A 19,911-nucleotide genomic window follows, 5' to 3' on the forward strand; every position below is an offset into this window, starting at 1 on the left:
TTTAACTTGAAGCACAAACCCGACACTTAGAGTTACCCTTAGCAAATCACACCCAAATTACCCCGTTTAATCAGATTTAAAAGCTTTTCCAGCTGTTGTTTCCCACAACACATACAAAACTTCAACGGAATATCGATATAAAATTCTTTATTTTTCATACCGCATACAAAACTTCCTTAACCGTACCGACTTCTAAACCACAAAAAACCGGCATATGAAACATATGCCGGTTAAACAGTCAGTTCGGTCGGTTACCAGAAATATCCTAAGCCCGCACCCAAACTTACATCATGTTGGGAGTTGGCTCCAAACGAGAACCTCATACCATACTTACCGTTATCAGACATAGTGGCATAACCCACTGCAATCGCAGTCTGACCATTATGATTTCCAACAGCAGCGGTAGCCACAGACTGACCCGGATGATGAGGTTGCAACAGATTGGCCGTCGCTAAAGCTCCTGCTACCCCTGCATCAGCACGTTTGCCCAATTTATCTACTTTATCTTGCAGACGGTCCACACGACTGCTGACAGCATAAAGTTGTGAGCCATTGACTGCATCCGTACTAGTCGGCGTAACCATACCGGCAGCTACCCCTCCAATACGAACTTCACCATTTGGACGATCGGCCGCTGGCTTACCTTTAAAAGTAACCATTGTACCATCAGGCTCTTCCGTACGGGTAAACGGCAAATCTACCGAGAGGCCATCTTTATCGACTATGATGCCGCCGTTATCTTTGACCTTCACTTTCACGCCATCGGAACCTACTTCGATACCGTTACCAGCTTTGACAGCCAGGCCGCTGTCGGTTTTCTCTAAACCTTTGCCGTCTGCAACTTTCGCTGCAACTTTGTATGTCTTGCCATCTGTATCAAGCTCAACTTCCGTTGTATTGTCTTTCGCTGCAACTTTTGTTTTTGCTTCATTAATCGCACTAACAACATTAGCTACCGTGGTGAGTTTATTATCATCACCAGTTTTCGCTTTCGCATTGCCAGCGTCGTTTTCAATCGTACCCGTTACCGCTGAGACTTTACCTGTCGCTGTATCTACCGCAATGGTCGTACCATCAGTATCTACAGAGACACCTGTTCCATCAACTTTGATACCGCCGTTGTTTTTCGCATTAACAGAGACACCATTCGCATCTACAGTAATACCACCGTCAGTTTTCGCATTAACAGAGACACCATTTGCATTAACTGTAACCCCATCTCCAGCTTTTACTGACAACCCTGCAGCACCGCTCTCTAAACCCTTACCCGATTCAACTTTCGCTGAAACCGTATAGGTGTTAGTCGCTTCATTATGAGAAACGTCAGCACCATTACCTGCGACAACTTTCACTTTCGCATCGTTAATCGCTTTAGCTACATTAGCCACCGTGGTGAGTTTATTCCCATCACCATCTTTCGCTTGCGCTTTGCCCGCGTTGTTTTCAATCTCACCCGTTACCGCTGACACGTTGCCCGTATCATCCAGTTTAATCGTTGTACCATCGGTATTTACAGAGACACCATCTGTACCGACAGTAAGACCACCCTTGTCTTTCGTATGAACAGATATACCATCAGCACCTACAGTAATACCACCGTCAGTCTTCGCATTAACAGACACACCATCAGCACCTACAGTAATACCAGAACCCTGTTTTACCGCTAAACCATCAGTGGTTTTATCAAGACCTTTGCCGTCTGCAACTTTCGCTGCAACTTTGTATGTCTTACCATCTGTATCAAGCTTAACTTCCGTTGTACTGTCTGCGTTCGTTACGACTGTCTTCGCCGCATTAATCGCACTAACAACATTAGCTACAGTGGTGAGTTTAGCCTCATCACCCGTTTTCGCTTTCGCTTTGCCAGCTTCATTTTCAATCGTACCCGTTACCGCTGATACCTTGCCATCTGCAACATTGATAGTCTTTCCATCAGTTACTACCGATACACCATCAGCATCTACAGTAATACCACCGTTGGTTTTAGATTTAATCGCTAAACCATCAGCAGTCTTTTCTAAACCTTTATCAGATGCTACTTTTGCTGCCACCTTACCATCTGTGCCAACTTCTATTGTCGTACCATCAGTATCTACAGAGATACCATCTCCATTAACTTTGATACCGCCGTTGTTTTTCGCATTAACAGAGACACCATTCGCATCTACAGTAATACCACCGTCAGTTTTCGCATTAACAGAGACACCATTTGCATTAACTGTAACCCCATCTCCAGCTTTTACTGACAACCCTGCAGCACCGCTCTCTAAACCCTTACCCGATTCAACTTTCGCTGAAACCGTATAGGTGTTAGTCGCTTTATTGTGAGAAACGTCAGCACCATTACCCGCTTCAACTTTCACTTTCGCCGCATTAATCGCTGTTGCTACACTGCTTACTGTCGCAAGTTTATTACCATCTCCATTCGCAGCAATGGTATCACCTGTTTTGTCATCTTTACTAAACGTACCCGTTACCGCGGAGACTTTGCCATTTGCGACATTAATCGTTGTGTTATCTGTATCTACAGAGACACCACTTCCATCTACAGTAATACCACCGCCAGTTTTCGCATTAACAGACACACCATCAGCACCTACAGTAATACCAGAACCCTGTTTTACCGCTAAACCATCAGTGGTTTTATCAAGACCTTTGCCGTCTGCAACTTTCGCTGCAACTTTGTATGTCTTGCCATCTGTATCAAGCTCAACTTCCGTTGTATTGTCTTTCGCGGCAACTTTTGTTTTTGCTTCATTAATCGCACTAACAACATTAGCTACCGTGGTGAGTTTAGCCTCATCACCCGTTTTCGCTTTCGCTTTGCCAGCTTCATTGCTAATCTCACCCGTTACCGCTTTCACATTGCCTGTCGCTGTATCTACCGCGATGGTTGTACCATCCGTATTCACAGAGACACCATCTGTACCGACAGTAAGACCACCTTTGTCTTTCGCTTTAACGGAGACACCACTTGCATCTACAGTAATACCATTTCCATTTTGTACCGATACGCCATCAGCACCTACAGTAATACCACCGTTGGCTTTCGTATTTACAGAGATACCCTCTCCATCCACTTTGATACCACCATTGGCTTTAGATTTAATCGCTAAACCATCAGCAGTCTTTTCTAAACCTTTATCAGATGCTACTTTTGCTGTCACCTTACCATCTGTGCCAACTTCTATTGTCGTACCATCAGTATCTACAGAGATACCATCTCCATTAACAGTCAAACCACCTTTGTCTTTCGCTTTAACAGAGACACCATTTGCATCAACTTTGATACCACCATCAGTGTTCGCATTAACAGAAACACCCTCAGTACCTACAGTAATACCACCGTTAGCTTTGGATTTAACAGAGACACCTTTATCATCAACTGTAACACCTTCTCCAGCTTTTACCGACAACCCTGCAGCACCGCTCTCTAAACCCTTACCCGACTCAACTTTCGCTGAAACCGTATAGGTGTTAGTCGCTTTATCGTGAGAAACGTTAGCACCATTACCTGCGGCAACTTTCACTTTCGCTGCATTAATCGCGTCCGCTACTTCACCTGCTTTCGCTAACTTGTCTTTATCTGCATCTTCAACACTTGCTTCATTCCCTGCCTTAATCGTACCCGTTACCGCTGAGACTTTACCTGTCGCTGCATCTACCGCAATGGTTGTGTTATCTGTTGTTACAGAGACACCATTTGCATCTACAGTAAGACCACCGTTGGCTTTCGTATTTACAGAGATACCCTCTCCATCCACTTTGATACCACCGTTGGTTTTAGATTTAATCGCTAAACCATCAGTAGTCTTTTCTAAACCTTTATCAGATGCTACTTTTGCTGCCACCTTACCATCTGTGCCAACTTCTATTGTCGTACCATCAGCATCTACAGATACACCATCTGCATCTACAGTAATACCACCGTTGGTTTTAGATTTAACAGAGACACCTTTATTATCAACTGTAACTCCATCTCCAGCTTTTACTGACAACCCTGCAGCACCGCTCTCTAAACCTTTATCAGATGCTACTTTCGCTGAAACCGTATAGGTGTTAGTCGCTTCATTATGAGAAACGTCAGCACCATTACCAGCAACTACTTTAGTTTTCGCCGCATTAATCGCTGATGCTACATTACTTACCGTCGCAAGTTTATTTCCATCACCAGTCTTAGCTTCTGTAGCACCTGTCGTTGTATTGGTCGTAAAACCACCCGTTACCGCGGAGACTTTACCTGTCGCTGTATCTACTGCAATGGTTGTACCATCGGTATTTACAGATACACCTTCTCCATCGACAGTAAGACCACCTTTGTCTTTCGTATTTACAGAGATACCATCAGCACCTACGGTAATACCACCGTCAGTGTTCGCTTTAACAGAAACCTTATTACCCTTAGAAACTGAAATTCCATCTCCTGCAGTAACAGGGGTGCTACCACCCGCAGCTGTACCGCCTTGTGGTTGTTCAGCCTTAATAGTAACTACGTGTTTACCAGTAGCAGAATCAGTTGTGGTAGTTACGGTAACACCGTCACCTTTAAATTCTACTTCTTCGCCACTTTTTACGATTGAAGCTGTACTGCCACTGCCATTTGCAGAAACTTTCCAACCCAATTCATTTAACGCGGTCGATAAATCTCCTGCATTAACAAGTTTTTTCTTGTTCGCATCGTCAGGGGCGGTTACTTTGCCGTTAGTAACAGTAAGTTCAACAGTGTCGGCAGCGACTTTGTTACCCTCATCAATTTTTAACCCATCACCAGTATTTACGCTAAATTTAGCTGAACGTCCAGTTTGATCAATCTTAACACCCTTACCCTCAACTAAATAAAGGTAGCTGGTTTCATTCTTTGGTGGTTCTCCATCATGATCTGTATTCGGTTCCACGGTAATAACAGTACTTTTCTTATCATCATCGGAGGTATTCTCATCATTAATTTCCACACCTTTTTTAATTTCTTTTCGCTTCCCGTCTTTATCAACAACAACAAGACCGAAACCCAATCCACTTAATTCATCGCCATCTGAACCTGGACCCGGAATATCATCCTTTCTAGGTGTTTCATACCCACCTGCAGGATTATCAGAGTCTACCCCAAACCCTGATGCCGACTTACTCGCCTCCGCGAAGGGAGAAAGCATACCAGCAACAAGGCAACTGCAACGGCGGTTGCAGAAGCACGTTTTTTGTGTGATTTAGTCAGTTCAGATACAGCTACCCATGCACCCAGCGCATGATTAAATACTACTTTATAAACTCGGTTCATAATTATTCTACTTAACTATAAAATTTTGAATTTTGTAACTATAACACGATTAGCAAGAAACAAAAATATGCCCATTAATTTAACCTATCATACCATTTACCCAAGCCGTGGATAAAAGCCTTATAAAAAAATGCCGTCTGAAACAGAGTCCGTTTCAGACGGCATTTTTTGTAAGGTGCAACAATCCGACAGCACGCTAGCATTTCCTTTTGCCCCTCCTATAATGGGTTATAGTGGATTAACAAAAACCAGTACGGCGTTGTCTCGCCTTAGCTCAAAGAGAACGATTCTCTAAGGTGCTGAAGCACCAAGTGAATCGGTTCCGTACTATTTGTACTGTCTGCGGCTTCGTCGCCTTGTCCTGATTTTTGTTAATCCACTAAAATATAAATACTTATAACTAGATAACTAGATATATTTTGACAACAGTCAAACTAATCCTAAATAATATTTACACTAACTAGTATAATTACAACATTTTGCTAAAATCCCGCCGCTAAACCACTAAAAGGAAAAATCATGCGTACCCCACACCCTTCACGCACTGCGCTTGCCGTATCATCCGCACTCATGCTGTTATGCGCCGCGCACGCCCCCGCCGCAGATATTGCCGCCCTTCCGGAAATACACGTCAAAGAACTGGGAAAACAAACGGCTTCCAACTACACCATCCCCGCCTCATCTGCAGCCACAGGCATCAAGCTGACCCAGCGTGAAACACCGCAATCCCTGTCTGTCATAACGGCAAAACAAATCGAAGACCAAGGCTTGGACAGCCTGCAGGACGTATTGAAACAAACACCGGGCGTGTTCCACAGCAAAATGGGCAACAACGTATCCGGCCATAGCCAATTTATTTCGCGCAGTCAGGCGATTGACAGCATTTCCGTAGATGGCGCGCCCAAATTCCTTTACGACTACAAAGCCATCCGCCGCGGCACCAACAATCTGGACAGCGAATTGTATGACCAAGTCGTCGTCGTGCGCGGCGCAAGCGGTTTGTCCAACGGCGGCATGGGCGAGCCGGGCGGCACGGTTGCTTTGGAGCGCAAAAAACCGACTGCCAAGCCTGCCGTCAGCGTCGAAGCCGGAGTCGGTTCGTGGAAGCACTACCGCTTCGTCCTTGATGCCAATCAGCCTTTGAATGCAGACAATACCTTGCGCAGCCGCACTATTTTGGTCAGCGACCACGGCGGCGATTACCTGCCGAACACTTCGCGCCACAATCATACGTTCTACGGCATTCTCTCCTACGACATTGCCCCTCAGACCCAATGGAATATCGGTACGGAAATACACCGTTTCCGCAATAAGGGTAGCTCGCGTTTCAGCTATCTGACGGCAGCAGGCAATAAGAAAGATGGTTTCATACCGTTTGAGGCTTCGCCGCGCAGCAATTCCTCGGCAAAATGGGCTTACGGCAAAGACACCAGTGCCGAAGTGTTCACTTCCCTCAGCCATGAATTTGACAACGGCTGGAAACTGACAGGCAATTACAGCTATCTGGCAGGTAAAAGCGACATCGTTTCAGGCATTGCCGGTACATACAAAATCAATACCGACTACTCCGCGCTTTTCACTTCAGACCGCGACCACAGCAAATACCGCGACCAGAATTTTTCCCTGACCTTGGACGGCGACTATCCGGCATTGGGCCGCTCGCATGAATTTAATGCAGGCATCAGCTATCAGGACAACAAAGAAAACCTGTCTTTCTATGAAGAAGGCGAGTCGAAAATTCCTGATTTGCGCCTCTTTAACGGCAACATTGCCAAACCCGATATGCCGTATTCGCGCGATGGTTTTACCGATATGAAAAACCTGTCGGTTTACGGCTCGACCCGTTTCAAACTGACCGACAAGCTGGCATTGATAGGCGGCGGACGTTTTGTAGATTGGCGGTACCGTTACAGCACTGACCGTAACAAATTCGCTTACAGCAGCCACAAACAAAACGTTTTCATTCCTTATTTGGGTGTAACTTATGATCTAGACGACAACCTGACTGCCTATGCGTCCTACACCACCATCTTCCGCCCACAAGTGCGCAACCTGACCAAAGACGGCAAACCGCTCGAACCGCAACGCGGCAAAACCTACGAGACTGGTTTGAAAGCCTCGTGGTTTGAAGGCCGTCTGAATGCTTCCGCGTCTGTGTTTATGAACAAACGCGACCATTTGGGCGTGGTTGAAGGCGAATTCGCGAATGGCGATGAATACTACCGTGCAGTCAACAACACCACGACAAAAGGCGTGGAACTCTCTGTCGGCGGCCGCCTAAGTGATAAATGGCTGCTGAATGCGTCTTATGCACGTTCCAAAATCAAAAACAGCGAAGGAGTTCAACTGCATCCGTCTTATCCGGTTCATTTGTTCAAACTCTTTACCGCGTATGACCTAACCGACCGTTTGAACCTGGGCGCAAACGTCAACTGGCAAAGCCGCAGCCACACGCTGGACGAATACCCGGCAAATATCAACCCTGCCGCCGCAGCCGCATTGACCCAACGCCCCTACGCCACGCTGGATTTGACCGCGCATTACAAAATCGGCAAATCCACCCGCATCGGTTTGGACTTTGAGAACGTGTTCAACAAACGCTACCGCACCATGCCCGACATCCATGTTTACGGCACGCCGCGCAGCCTGACCGCAACCGTCAAACATACCTTCTAAACGGATACGGCCTGCCGTCTTGAAAGGCAGGCCGGCACCGGAAACCGTTTTAAAGAAAGAAATGCCGTCTGAAACCTTATCGTTTCAGACGGCATTTGGTTGCCCGGGCGGTTATTTGTCGGTTTGGGTATCCCGTTTCAATCCGCCGCCGAGCGCCTTGTACAAATCGGCAAGGTTTTCGGCGCGGGTCAGTTGTGCCGACAAAGCCGCACCCTCCGCCGCATAGCTGCTGCGTTCCGCATCGAGCAAATCGAGCGCGCCGGATACGCCGTGTTTGTAACGCAGGCCGACCAAGCGCAACGCTTCTTTAGAGGCGCGGCTTTGTTTGCTTAAAGCGTCATAGGCTTTATCCAGCTGCTCGCGCGCCGCCAATGCGTTTGCCACGTCTTGAAAGGCGGATTGGACGGCGGCTTCATAGGCAACGATTTGTGCCTGTTGGCGCAGCTTGGCTGCATCAAGGTTGGCTTTGTTCGTACCCCAGGTAAAAATTGGCAGGGTAATAGACGGCGCAAACGACCAAACGCCGGTGCCGCTTTTGAACAGCCCGCCCAATTCGGCAGAACCCGTACCGACGCTTCCAGTCAGGCGGATGGATGGGAAAAAGGCGGCGCGTGCCGCACCGATATTGGCGTTTGCCTGTTTGAGCGCGTGTTCGGCGGCACGGATGTCGGGACGGTCGAGCAATACTTCGGAACTCAAACCGGCCGGCAGTTTTTCAACAAAAAACTGCTTGTCCAGCGGCAAACCGGCGGGCAGGTCTTCGGGTATCGGTNGGTTAATCAGGGTTGCCAAGGCATTGCGCGCCTGCTCGCGGCTGCGCGCGGCATGGGCATAATCGGCTTTGGCGGATTCGATTAGGGCTTCCTGCTGACGTAGGGCGACGGCAGAAATCACACCTGCCTTGTAACGCAATTCGGACAGCTTGTAGGTTGCTTCACGCGTTTTCAAAACACGCTGCGCCAAAGACATCGCTTCTTCGGCATAACGCTCGTTAAAATAGGCTTTGGCAACGGTGGCAATCAGGCTCAAATGTGCCGCATCGCGGTTGGCGACACTTGCAAAATAGCCTTGCAGTGCCGCCTCGCTGCTGCTGCGAACGCGTCCGAACAGGTCGAGTTCGTAAGATGCCGCACCCAGTCCGACATTGTAGCTGCTGCTGACATTGCCGCCGCTCAAGCTGCCTTGGCGCGAGCCGTTCGCATTGGCGGCAAGCGTGGGCAGAAGGTTGTTGCGTTCAATCATGTATTGTTTGCGGTAGATTTCGCTGTTCAATACGGCGGTACGCAAACTGGTATTGCGCTCGAGTGCAATGTCGATCAGCTTTTGCAGGCGCGGGTCGGCAAAATAGTCGTGCCAACCCAAATCGACCGCACGGATGCCGCTGTCGACAGTATCGTTTTTAAACGTTTCCGCAACTTCGACTTTGGGCTGCTCGTATTGGGGAATCATGGTGCAGGCAGACAATGCAAAGGCTGCTGCAACAGAAGTCAAGGTAGTTTTCAATGTAGTATCCATAAAAAAGTCCTGATGCCGTCTGAAAACCTGTGGGCGTTCAGACGGCATGGTTGCTTAATGTTGGCTGTCGTCCGAACCGGTGATGCCCGCTTCGGCGGCGTGTTTTACTGCCATTTCGTGTTCGTGTGCGGTTTCTTTGAAGAATTTGCGCACCACCACATAGAAAAGCGGAACAAGGAACACGGATAAAAGCGTGCCGATGAGCATCCCCCAGAATACGGTTGTACCGATGGCGCGCTGGCTGGCAGAACTCGCACCGCCGGCAATATACAGGGGAACCACGCCCAAAATAAAGGCAAACGAGGTCATGATAATCGGACGGAAACGCAGGCGGGCTGCCTCCAAAGCGGCTTCGACCGCGCTTTTCCCTTGCGCTTGAAGGTCTTTGGCAAATTCGATAATCAAAATCGCGTTTTTCGCACTCAAACCCATCACGGTAACGAAACCGACTTGAAAGTAGATGTCGTTGGCAAATGCAGGAATACCGCCCAACATCAGCTCGGTCAGGTTACGCCCGGTTACACCTGCCGCCGCCCCTGCCAAGCCTAAAGGCATTACAAGCAGAACGGCCAGCGGAATAGACCAGCTTTCATAAAGTGCGGCAAGCACCAAGAAGACTGCAACGGCGGCAAGCGCGTAAAGGGCAATAGTTTGCGAACCGCCTTTTGCCTCTTCGCGCGACTGTCCGCCCCACTCCAGGCTGTAACCGCCGCCCAATTCGTCAACCATTTTTTGAACCGCCTCCATGGCCTGACCGGTGGAAACACCTGTTGCGGGCGAACCGGACAGTTCCATAGCGGGATAACCGTTGAAACGGACGCTCTGTTCCGTACCCATCTGCCACGAAACGGTGGCAATCGAAGAAAGCGGAACGGCAATGCCCGAGCTATTCGGCACAGTCAGATTCAAGATGTCGGCAGGCTGCATACGTGCCGAAGCATCCGCCTGAACCATCACGCGCTGCAAACGGCCTTGGTTCGGGAAGTCGTTGACGTAAGACGAACCCAGCGCATTTGCCAGTGCGGTACGGATGCTGGCAAAAGAAATACCTTGTGCCGAAGCCGCCGAACGGTTAATGTCGATTTTCAACTGCGGCGCGTCTTCCAAACCGCCGGCACGGACGGTGCTGGGATTAAACAAACCGCTGGTACGCATTTTCTGAATCAACTCGTTGCGTTTGGCCAGCAATGCGGCATGACCGGTATTGTTGCGGTCTTGCAGGTTGATGCTCAAACCGGAACCGTTGCCCAACTCCATAATCGGAGGCGGAACGATGGCGATGCCGAAACCGTCTTTAAGCGTCCCCATCATCATGCCTGTCAGCTTGCCGGCAATCGCAACGGCATCGCTGCCGGGGGCGGTACGTTCGTTCCAGTCTTTGAGCATGGCAAAACCCATCGCCATGTTCTGACCGTTACCCGAGAAGCTGAAGCCGGAAACGGTAATGATGTTTTCAATTTCGGGAATGCTTTTTGCCAACTGCGTTACTTGCGCCAGCGTCGCATCGGTACGCTCTTTGGTCGCACCCGCAGGCAGTTGCACGCTGACCATGACGAAGCCTTGGTCTTCGGTCGGCAGGAAAGAAGTCGGCAGGCGCATAAACAGGAATACGCCGACAACCGCCAAACCAACGTAAACAACCATCATGCGCAAAGTCTTGCGCAATACTTTGGCAACCCAGCCTTCGTAGCCGTGTGTCCAGTTGTCGAATTTTTTGTTAAACCAACCGAAGAAACCTTTTTTCTCTTCGTGATGCCCTTTCGGGATTACCTTCAACATTGTGGCACACAAAGCAGGGGTAAGGGTCAGCGCAAGGAAGGCGGAGAAGGCTATCGATGCCGCCATAGTCAGTGCAAACTGTTTATAGATATTGCCCGTCGCCCCGCTGAACATAGCCAGTGGAACGAATACAGACATCAAAACAGCAGTAATACCGATTACCGCACCGGAAATCTGACCCATTGCTTTTTTGGTTGCAGCCTTAGGCGGCAGACCTTCACCCGCCATAATGCGCTCAACGTTTTCAACCACCACAATCGCGTCATCGACCACGATACCGATGACCAAAACCATCGCAAACATGGTCAGTACGTTAATCGACATGCCCATATAAGAGATGAAGGCGAAACCGCCCAATAGGGAAATCGGTACGACGATAGTCGGAATCAGCGTATAACGGATGTTTTGCAGGAAGAGATACATTACGACAAAAACCAGCACCATCGCCTCTAACAAGGTATGGATGACTTTTTCAATCGAAATTTCGACGAATTTGGAAGTATCGTAAGGGGTTTTCCAGCTCATACCCTGAGGAAAGTATTTTTCCAACATCGCCATGCGTTCTTTAACCGCCTTTGCCGTCGCCATCGCATTACCGCTATTGGACAGCATCACCGCCATACCGGTGGTATTTACCCCGTTCAGACGGGTTGAGGAAGAATAGTCTTCCATACCCAATCCGACTTTCGCCACATCCTTCAGGTAAACATTAGAACCATCAGTATTGGCGCGGAGGATGACGTTGCCGAATTCTTCGGCCGTACTCAACTGCCCTTGCGCCGTTACGGTAGCCGTAACAGTCTGCCCCTGAACAGCGGGAAGCGAACCGATGGAACCTGCGGAAATCTGGATATTCTGAGCCGACAGCGCACTGCCGACATCGGCAAACGACAAATTATAGTTCTGCAGTTTCTTAGGATCGACCCAAATCCGCATGGCGCGTTGCGCGCCGAACAACTGAACCTTGCCCACCCCGTCGATACGTTGCAGTTCGGGCACAATATTGCGCTGCGCGTAGTCGTTCATCTCCTCGGTTGACTGTACGTCTGACGACAGCATCACAATCATCAAGAAATTGGAACGCGCTTTGGATACGGTAACGCCGTACTGTTGAACGGTTGCCGGCAACATACTCAATACTTCGGAAAGCTTGTTTTGCACCTCCACCTGAGCCAAATCTTCATTGGTTTCAGGCGTAAAGGTCAGGCTCACGCTGCCGCTGCCGCTCGAATCGGCAGAAGTGGACATATAATCCAAACCTTCCACGCCGTTCATATTCCGCTCGATAACGGAAAGTACGCTGTCTTCCATCACTTGTGCGGATGCACCCGGATAAGTAGCCCTCAGGGTAATATTCGGAGCGGCAACAGACGGATATTGCGAAACAGGCAGGCTTTTAATGCCGAAAATACCCGCCGCAATAATGAAAATCGAAATAACCCACGCAAAAATGGGGCGGTCGATAAAAAATTTAGCCATCAATGCCTTCCTTATTTCGCTTCAGAAGCAGGTTTGGCTTCAGATGCCGTCTGAACGCCGGCTTGAGGCGCAGAGGCTTGGTTTTCAGACGGCATCCATTCTTTAGGCGTTACTTTTTTCGCACCCGTCATGCCGGCGATACTGATTCCTTCCACAACCACCTTGTCCCCGTCCTTCAGACCTGACGTAACAATCCAATTCGCCCCCTGCTGTTGTGCAACCGTTACCTCGCGGGGTTCCATACCGCCTTGGGCGTTCACAATTATCACGGTATCTTTCGTACCGCGCGTTACCGCCTGCTGCGGAACGATGAATGCATTATCCACCGCCACTTGATCCATCAGCACGCGCACATACAGGCCGGGCATCAGGATATTCTGATCGTTCGGTACGGCGGCGCGCAGGGTAATCTGACCGGTCGATTCGTTGACGGTCGGATCAGCAAACAGCAGGCGGCCTTTTTCAGGGTAAACCGTACCGTCGTCAAATTTGATGCCGACCGCTACCGCACCGTCTGCCGCCAGCAGCTTGCCTTCGGCTATCTGCCGGCGCAGTTTCATTACTTCGGATGCAGACTGGGTAACGTTCACATACATCGGATTAGTTTGGCGGATGGTCGCCAGTACGGTCGCATCGCCGGCGTTCAGCAACGTACCTTCGGAAACTTTGGACTGGCCGATAAAGCCCGAAATCGGTGCGGTAATGCGCGAACGGTTTAGACTGATGCCGGCGGATTTGATTGCCGCCTGTGCCGCTTTGACGCCTGCCTCGGCAGAACGTTTCGCCGTTACCGCCGCATCGTACTCTTGTTTACTGATGGCATCGGCGGAAACCAGCGGTTTGTAACGCGCCAAGTCGGCATTGGCTTTAGCGAGGGTCGCCTGCGCGCTGGCTAATTGGGCGCGCGCGCTTTCCAGACCTGCTTCATAAGTGGAACTGTCGATCTGATACAGCGGCTGTCCGGCACGGACATAACTGCCTTCTTGGAACAGGCGTTTTTGGATGATGCCGCCAACTTGGGCGCGGACATCGGCGGTACGCAGCGATTCCAAACGTCCCGGCAGCTCGACGGTCAATGCGACGGTTTGCGGATGGACGGTTACGACACCGACGACGGGCGCAGGGGCTTCCCGACCCGCAGGCTGCCCACCCTGCGCCGCTTCATCCGCTTTGCCGCAGGATGACAGTGCCAACGCGACAGAGGCCGCCAACGCGGCGGCACGCATCGCCTTAGAAGCATAAAAAGCCATTATCTATCCTATCTGTATGATTTTATTAAAGGATTTTAGATTTAACAGAAATTCCCGTTTCAAAATACAAAACCGCCTGCTTCGGCATCCCTGTATTCAAACGGGTTGCAAAGCAGGTGGGTTCGGCACTTCGGCACTGGGAAACTGTCTCAATTTCAGGGGCGTTATTATACATACACGATTGCACGGATACAAAGTCTTTTTTTTATAATCCCAACCGTCAAACCGCGACGGAACGAAAACGCCATTATGAGAAAAACCAAAACCGAAGCCTTGAAAACCAAAGAACACCTGATGCTTGCCGCCTTGGAAACCTTTTACCGCAAAGGGATTGCGCGCACCTCGCTCAACGAAATCGCCCAAGCCGCCGGCGTAACGCGCGGCGCGCTCTATTGGCATTTCAAAAATAAGGAAGACTTGTTCGACGCGCTGTTCCAACGTATCTGCGACGACATCGAAAACTGCATCGCGCAAGATGCCGCAAATGCCGAAGGAGGATCTTGGACGGTATTCCGCCACACGCTGCTGCACTTTTTCGAGCGGCTGCAAAGCAACGACATCCACTACAAATTCCACAACATCCTGTTTTTAAAATGCGAACACACGGAGCAAAACGCCGCCGTTATCGCCATTGCCCGCAAGCATCAGGCAATCTGGCGCGAGAAAATTACCGCCGTTTTGACCGAAGCGGTGGAAAATCAGGATTTGGCAGACGATTTGGACAAAGAAACGGCGGTCATCTTCATCAAGTCGACCTTGGACGGGCTGATTTGGCGTTGGTTCTCTTCCGGCGAAAGTTTCGATTTGGGCAAAACCGCCCCGCGCATCATCGGGATAATGATGGACAACTTGGAAAACCATCCCTGCCTGCGCCGGAAATAATCAAGCCTTGGTAAAAATGCCGTCTGAAACCCTTTTTGCTGTTTTCAGACGGCATTTGTCTTTCTATCCTGTTATGCTTTTTCTATGCTGCTCCGGCCTCTTCCTTTTTTTCCGCTGCGGCAAGCGTGTCGGCAAGCAGGCGGACGAGGTTTTCAAACAGGGGCTGTTCGAGCGGGTTTTGGCTTGCGTTGCCGAACACGAGGGCGACTTCGGTGTAGTCTTTCTGCCCTTTGCTGACTTTGTTGCCGTGGTAGGCGGTTTGGGCTTTTTTCAGGGCGGCTTCCCAATCTTGTTTTTGGGCAAACGCTTCGGCGGCGGCAAGCGAGGTTTTGGCAAAAAACGGCAGCGGGCGGTTTTGCCCGATATTGAAAAACGCCATCCATTCCAACAATAGCTGCAATGCCCTGTCTTGCGCGATTTCCGCCAATATTTCGGTTTCTCCGGATTGGACGATAAAGGTTTGCCGCGTTTCGGCTTCAGACGGCATAACGGCGCAAAATATCAGGTGTTCCAACAAAAAAGCCACACGTTGCGGCGCATTGGGTTTGCCGTAGGCGTAAAACACCTGACCGCAGCGGTACAGATTGCCCAAGCTGCCTTTCAGGATTTGCCCGTCCGACGGTATGGCGTATGAAAGCGGTGGCAGTTTGGGGCTGTTTAAAACCGCCGTGTCGATTTGTTTGGCAGCGGTTTGGAAGTCCTGCTGCCAAAGTCTGCCCAACTCTCCCGACGGCAGCAGGCTTTCTGCCCCGATACGGGCGGCGGTTTGGGCAAAATCCCGTCCTTCGCGCCGTGCTTCGATGTAGGTTTCGGCGATTTGCTCCGCGCGTTGCGGCTCGAAGGGTTCGGCAGGCTCCCAGGCTTCGCCGATATGGGGTTCGCTCCACGCAAGCTGCTGCTGAAGCCATACTTTGACGGGGTTGCGCCAGAAGCGGATAAATTCGTCCTGTCCGATTTCGGCAACGGGTTCGGCGTTTTCTACGGGTTGGTCGAAAAAGGGTTGTGGCGGTTCGGGCGTTTGTCCGAGCGCGGCGGCGTAGTCGGTACGCGTGCCGAATATGCCGTCTGAACGTCCGCCTTCTTGGAAATATCGGCGCGAGAAGGCTTGCAGCGGATGCTGTTCTATCCAATTTTGTGCAAGTTGGCGGCTGCCGATGCCCGCCATAGCGGCAACGGTATCGATGAGTTCGCCCAACAGCGAAGACGGGGCAAGCTCTTCGTCTTTGCGGATATCGCGCCCGATGTAGGACAAATACAGGATTTCACGCGCGCTGATGAGAGCTTCAAGGAACAGGTAGCGGTCGTCATCGCGACGGGCTCGGTCGCCTTTGGCGGGATGTTTGGCAATCAGGTCGAATACGGCGGCTTTGGTATTGCGGGGAAAATCTCCGTCGTTCAAACCCAACAGGCAGATGACTTTGAACGGCAGGCTGCGCATCGGCACCATACTGCAAAAGGTGATGCCGCCGCGTAAAAAGCCTGCCTCGCTTTCGCTGTCGAGGAAACGTCGGATATGGCGGATGACGGTTTGTTGTGGCAACTGTCCGACGAACCCAGCCAGAGCACTCTCTTCCTGCCATTTGACCCATTCGTTTTCGAGATTTTGGACTGCCTTTTGGTCATCGGCTTCGGCTTGGAACAATATTTCAAGCAAATCCCGGCAACGCGCCACCCATTCGCCGACCGTCGCAGGTTGCCGCCATATCCGTACAATATCCGACAGGGTTTCGAGGAAGGCGGCAAAACGTCCGAACATGGCGGTTTGATTCACGTCGGCATACCACGCGCTGACATCCTGCCACATCGGATTGCCGCCTTCGGGCAGCATCCAGCCCAATATCATGCGTTCTACCGCCTGCTTCCAGGTGAACAGCTGATCCGTGCCGCCGCGCATTTCTCCGTCCAAACCCCAGTGAACGTTCAAATCGGCAACCATATCGTGCAAAAGCGGTAAATCGTCCTCAGTCAGTCCGAAACGGCGCAACACGGGCGCGGTTTCTAAAAGCACAAGCACTTTATCGACTTCAAATCGGCTTTCCAACAAGTCGAACAGGCATGACAAAGCATGAAACAGCGGTTGGCGGCGGCTGATTTTCACGTCTGACACGGAATACGGCAATGCCTGCGCGCCGGGCTGCGCCTGTCCGAACACGGCCTCGATAAAAGGCGTATAGGATTCGATATTCGGGGTTAATACGGCGATATCATGCGGCTGCCAATCGGGATGTTCATGCAGAATTTTCAACAGCTTGTCTTTGAGTATCTGCAATTCGCGCAAAGGGCTGTGTGCGGAGACGATGCGTATCGAGCCGTCGCCCGTGTTGACGCTTCCCGCCATTTCAGACGGCATTTTCAGGTTTTGAATATCGGTTTGCAGGGCGTGCAAAAGCGTATCGCGCCCGCCTTCTTCAAATACCGGCGTTTCTCCTTCTATTTCCATTTCGTTCAAAAAGTCGAAAAAGTCCCGCCCCTGCTTGCCCAATGAGGCGAGCAGCGGATGCCCTGCCTGAGTTAAATCGGGATCGCCGCCGCCTTTGAGGATTTGCGCCGCTTCGATGACGTTGCCCCAATGCATCCCGCTCGGATTGAGTGCGAACACGAACACGTCGCAATGTTCGGACAGCTTGTGCAAAAGTTGCAAATACATCGGTGCCATCGTGGAAATGCCGAACACGAAATAACGCTCGGGCAGCTTATCACTGCTCAAAGATTCCAACAGCTTTTCCCACAACGCGACACGGTGCGGCGCGCTCTGCCTGCCGTCGTCGAGGTAACGCCACAGTTTGAACTGCCAGATTTCATCGTCGCCCAAACCGAGTATCCTGCCCTGCTGCCACGCGTCTATCCACTGGGGACGATAGACGAGGTATTGGTCGAATATGTCCGCAAGCTGTCCCGCAAGCTGATAATCTGCCGATTCGCCGCTGCCTAGATAGTCTTGCAGCACATTCCTCACATCTTCAAATTCTGCCGTATTCCGAAATGCCTCGCTGCGGAACAAATCCAACAGCCGCCAGCGCATCACTTCAGGCGCAAACGGGCTGAGTTCCGGAATACCGGGAATCAGTTTTTTCATCAACTTCCACGTCAGGCCGGCGGGCAAGCTGAACGCCAAATTCGCCGCCACGCCCAAATCGCGGGCGAGNCAGGTGTTGAGGTAGCGGCGCATCCCCTGACTCTGCACAATAATCTGTTCGGGCTGTAAAGCCCATTTCAGCGGTTTGACTTTTTGAATGCGGGCAAACAGTGCCGCCAGCGTTTCAAGACGGTTGGATTGATACAGATAAAACATGATTTCAAACAGAAGCTGTGGTCAAGTATTCGGGATTATATAGCCTTTCCCCCGCCCGCCTTCAAACAAAATGCCGTCTGAACGCTTCAGACGGCATCGGGTCATTTAAACCATCTCCTCAAAACAGGAATCCGCGACAGCAGCAAGGTATCCAGCAGCCAAATCACGGCAATGGCAAGCAGCGCGGTCGGGAAGATCAATGCGATTGCCAATAGCGGCAATGCCATCATCCACCAAACCGGCAGCTTGACTTTCTGTGCCGGCGGAACCATGCCCACCGCGCCGGTCGGGCGGCGTTTCCACCACATCACGCAGCCGCTGATGCCGATAAAAATCACGGCAAGGCAGAACACGACGTTCGCCAACACGCTCCACCAGCCCAGAGTACCCATATGTAGCGCAATGCTTGCCGCCATGAATTTACCGAACGGGTTGTAATCGTCAAAGCGGATGTCAGCAAGAATTTTTCCGCTGTACTGGTCGATATGCACCGTGCGATCGGCAAACGGACTAATCATATCGTAACTCATAGAGTCTTGCGACAAAGTCCATACGCCGTCCTCGCCTTTGGGCAAATTCAGCTGATAACGCCCTTTGAAACCGATTTCCCGCGCGAAACGGTCGACGGTTTCCAATGTCATCGGCTCGTCAGGGTTAATGCCGTCTTTGCCCACAGTCGTCCCTGAAACAGGCATAGGCGTAAGCTCCAAAATCCACGGCACTTCCTTAACCTTGCCGTCATTCAATACCTCGCCGTGGGTCGGCACAACTGAAACAGGGTTCGGTTCGACACCCCATTTGCCGGCCGGGAACTGACTCCAAGCCTGCACGAACTTGCCACCCCAAATACCTGCCCAAGCAATTCCGGACAGACAGAACAACAGTAAAATCAGCGACACCCAAGTTCCAAACGCGCCGTGCAGATTCCGCCACCAAGAACGCGCCCTGCCTTTGGGCGGCAGTAGCATCGCTTTAATACCGCGCTGTTTCGCCCACCAAAGGTACAAGCCGCTGACAACCATAATAATGGTCAGTGAAGCCGCCGTTTCCAAAAGATAATCGCCTGCCGCACCGAGCATCATATCGCCGTGGATTTCATCCATCGTGTGATACCAACCCTGATTGCGCGGCATGGTACTGACCACTTTTGCCGTATAAGGATCGACCGCAACCATGGTTGCCTTGCCCTCATTGTTGACACGGAACACGGCAACCATATCATCGGCACGCGGTGCAATATATTGGACGACGGACGAAGTCTCCGGATTAACGGCACTGCGTGCCGCTTCTGCCTGAACAGACAGAGGTTGTACCGTTGCCTGCGGCACAACATGAATCCGCTCGCCCTCCTTGCCGGTAATATTGGCAAACAGCAGCATACCCAAGCCTGTAACGGCAAGCAGGGTAAGAAAAGGCATAACCAGCAGACCGGCATAAAAATGCCACCTCCAAACGGTCAGATAACGCCGGTTATTCTGCTGACCGGCTTCAGTTTTGATTTGTGTATCCATTTATCGTTCTTTTGAAATTAGAGTTATCGTGATGATGCGCGATTATAGACAATAAAGACTAATTCTTTATGACTAAAATCAATATTTTTTGCAACATATGAAAAAAGATTCAATTTTGAAGAAACAAACCTATATGCCGTCTGAAAGCATCAAACAATGCTGTCCGACACCCAACCGCACCATTCTTTAAACCATACAAAAATATCAGTCGGTCTGACCGCTTAAGCATCAAAATCCCCACTTTCAGACGGC

The 19,911-nt window shown here is 50.6% G+C and carries 9 protein-coding genes; 2 read left to right on the forward strand and 7 right to left on the reverse strand.

The window, feature by feature from the left end; translation table 11 throughout:
- Positions 1-251: 251 nt before the first annotated feature.
- A complete protein-coding gene (locus tag ACRPFF_RS00970; RefSeq protein ID WP_432673548.1) occupies positions 252-5,150 on the reverse strand; it encodes a YadA-like family protein in 4,899 nt (1,632 codons plus the stop codon).
- Entirely contained in the window at positions 5,099-5,275 is a 177-nt protein-coding gene (locus tag ACRPFF_RS00975; RefSeq protein WP_432673549.1) for an ESPR domain-containing protein, read from the reverse strand. Before ACRPFF_RS00975 ends, ACRPFF_RS00970 begins: the two co-directional genes overlap by 52 nt.
- Before the next feature lie 570 nt (positions 5,276-5,845).
- Here ACRPFF_RS00975 and ACRPFF_RS00980 point away from each other — a divergent pair.
- Positions 5,846-7,951, forward strand: a complete 2,106-nt coding sequence (locus ACRPFF_RS00980; protein ID WP_432673562.1) for a TonB-dependent siderophore receptor — start codon at positions 5,846-5,848, stop codon at positions 7,949-7,951.
- A 111-nt stretch (positions 7,952-8,062) separates the two neighbouring features.
- Here ACRPFF_RS00980 and mtrE read toward each other — a convergent pair whose 3' ends face one another.
- From mtrE to mtrC, 3 genes are read right to left on the reverse strand one after another with little or no spacing between them, the layout of a single operon-like run.
- Entirely contained in the window at positions 8,063-9,466 is a 1,404-nt protein-coding gene (gene mtrE / locus ACRPFF_RS00985) for a multidrug efflux transporter outer membrane subunit MtrE (protein ID WP_432673563.1), read from the reverse strand.
- Between the two features lie 54 nt (positions 9,467-9,520).
- Positions 9,521-12,724 (reverse strand): multidrug efflux RND transporter permease subunit MtrD, encoded by a 3,204-nt coding sequence (gene mtrD / locus ACRPFF_RS00990; RefSeq protein ID WP_432673550.1) that lies wholly within the window; start codon positions 12,722-12,724, stop codon positions 9,521-9,523.
- A gap of 11 nt (positions 12,725-12,735) precedes the next feature.
- Positions 12,736-13,974, reverse strand: coding sequence for a multidrug efflux RND transporter periplasmic adaptor subunit MtrC (gene mtrC / locus ACRPFF_RS00995; RefSeq protein ID WP_432673551.1), 1,239 nt, complete (start codon positions 13,972-13,974; stop codon positions 12,736-12,738).
- Positions 13,975-14,223: 249 nt separating this feature from the next.
- Between mtrC and mtrR the strand changes: the two genes are divergently transcribed.
- Positions 14,224-14,856, forward strand: coding sequence for a multidrug efflux system transcriptional repressor MtrR (mtrR, locus tag ACRPFF_RS01000; protein ID WP_263316313.1), 633 nt, complete (start codon positions 14,224-14,226; stop codon positions 14,854-14,856).
- Between the two features lie 82 nt (positions 14,857-14,938).
- On the opposite strand, the gene recC is transcribed toward mtrR, so the two are convergent.
- Together recC and ACRPFF_RS01010 are read right to left on the reverse strand one after the other, a co-directional pair.
- Positions 14,939-18,148, reverse strand: coding sequence for an exodeoxyribonuclease V subunit gamma (gene recC / locus ACRPFF_RS01005; RefSeq protein ID WP_432673552.1), 3,210 nt, complete (start codon positions 18,146-18,148; stop codon positions 14,939-14,941).
- A 101-nt stretch (positions 18,149-18,249) separates the two neighbouring features.
- A complete protein-coding gene (locus tag ACRPFF_RS01010; RefSeq protein WP_432673553.1) occupies positions 18,250-19,659 on the reverse strand; it encodes a PepSY-associated TM helix domain-containing protein in 1,410 nt (469 codons plus the stop codon).
- Between the last annotated feature and the right edge of the window lie 252 nt (positions 19,660-19,911).

The organism is Neisseria sp. SLRRB23 (assembly GCF_050896295.1).
Classification (GTDB): domain Bacteria; phylum Pseudomonadota; class Gammaproteobacteria; order Burkholderiales; family Neisseriaceae; genus Neisseria.

Excerpts from the sequence above, each read along its gene's own strand:
- ACRPFF_RS00970 (WP_432673548.1), bottom strand. The coding sequence starts at position 5,150 with ATGCTTTCTCCCTTCGCGGAGGCGAGTAAGTCGGCATCAGGGTTTGGG.
- ACRPFF_RS00975 (WP_432673549.1), bottom strand. The coding sequence starts at position 5,275 with ATGAACCGAGTTTATAAAGTAGTATTTAATCATGCGCTGGGTGCATGG.
- ACRPFF_RS00980 (WP_432673562.1), top strand. The coding sequence starts at position 5,846 with ATGCTGTTATGCGCCGCGCACGCCCCCGCCGCAGATATTGCCGCCCTT.
- mtrD (WP_432673550.1), bottom strand. The coding sequence starts at position 12,724 with ATGGCTAAATTTTTTATCGACCGCCCCATTTTTGCGTGGGTTATTTCG.
- mtrC (WP_432673551.1), bottom strand. The coding sequence starts at position 13,974 with ATGGCTTTTTATGCTTCTAAGGCGATGCGTGCCGCCGCGTTGGCGGCC.
- mtrR (WP_263316313.1), top strand. The coding sequence starts at position 14,224 with ATGAGAAAAACCAAAACCGAAGCCTTGAAAACCAAAGAACACCTGATG.
- ACRPFF_RS01010 (WP_432673553.1), bottom strand. The coding sequence starts at position 19,659 with ATGGATACACAAATCAAAACTGAAGCCGGTCAGCAGAATAACCGGCGT.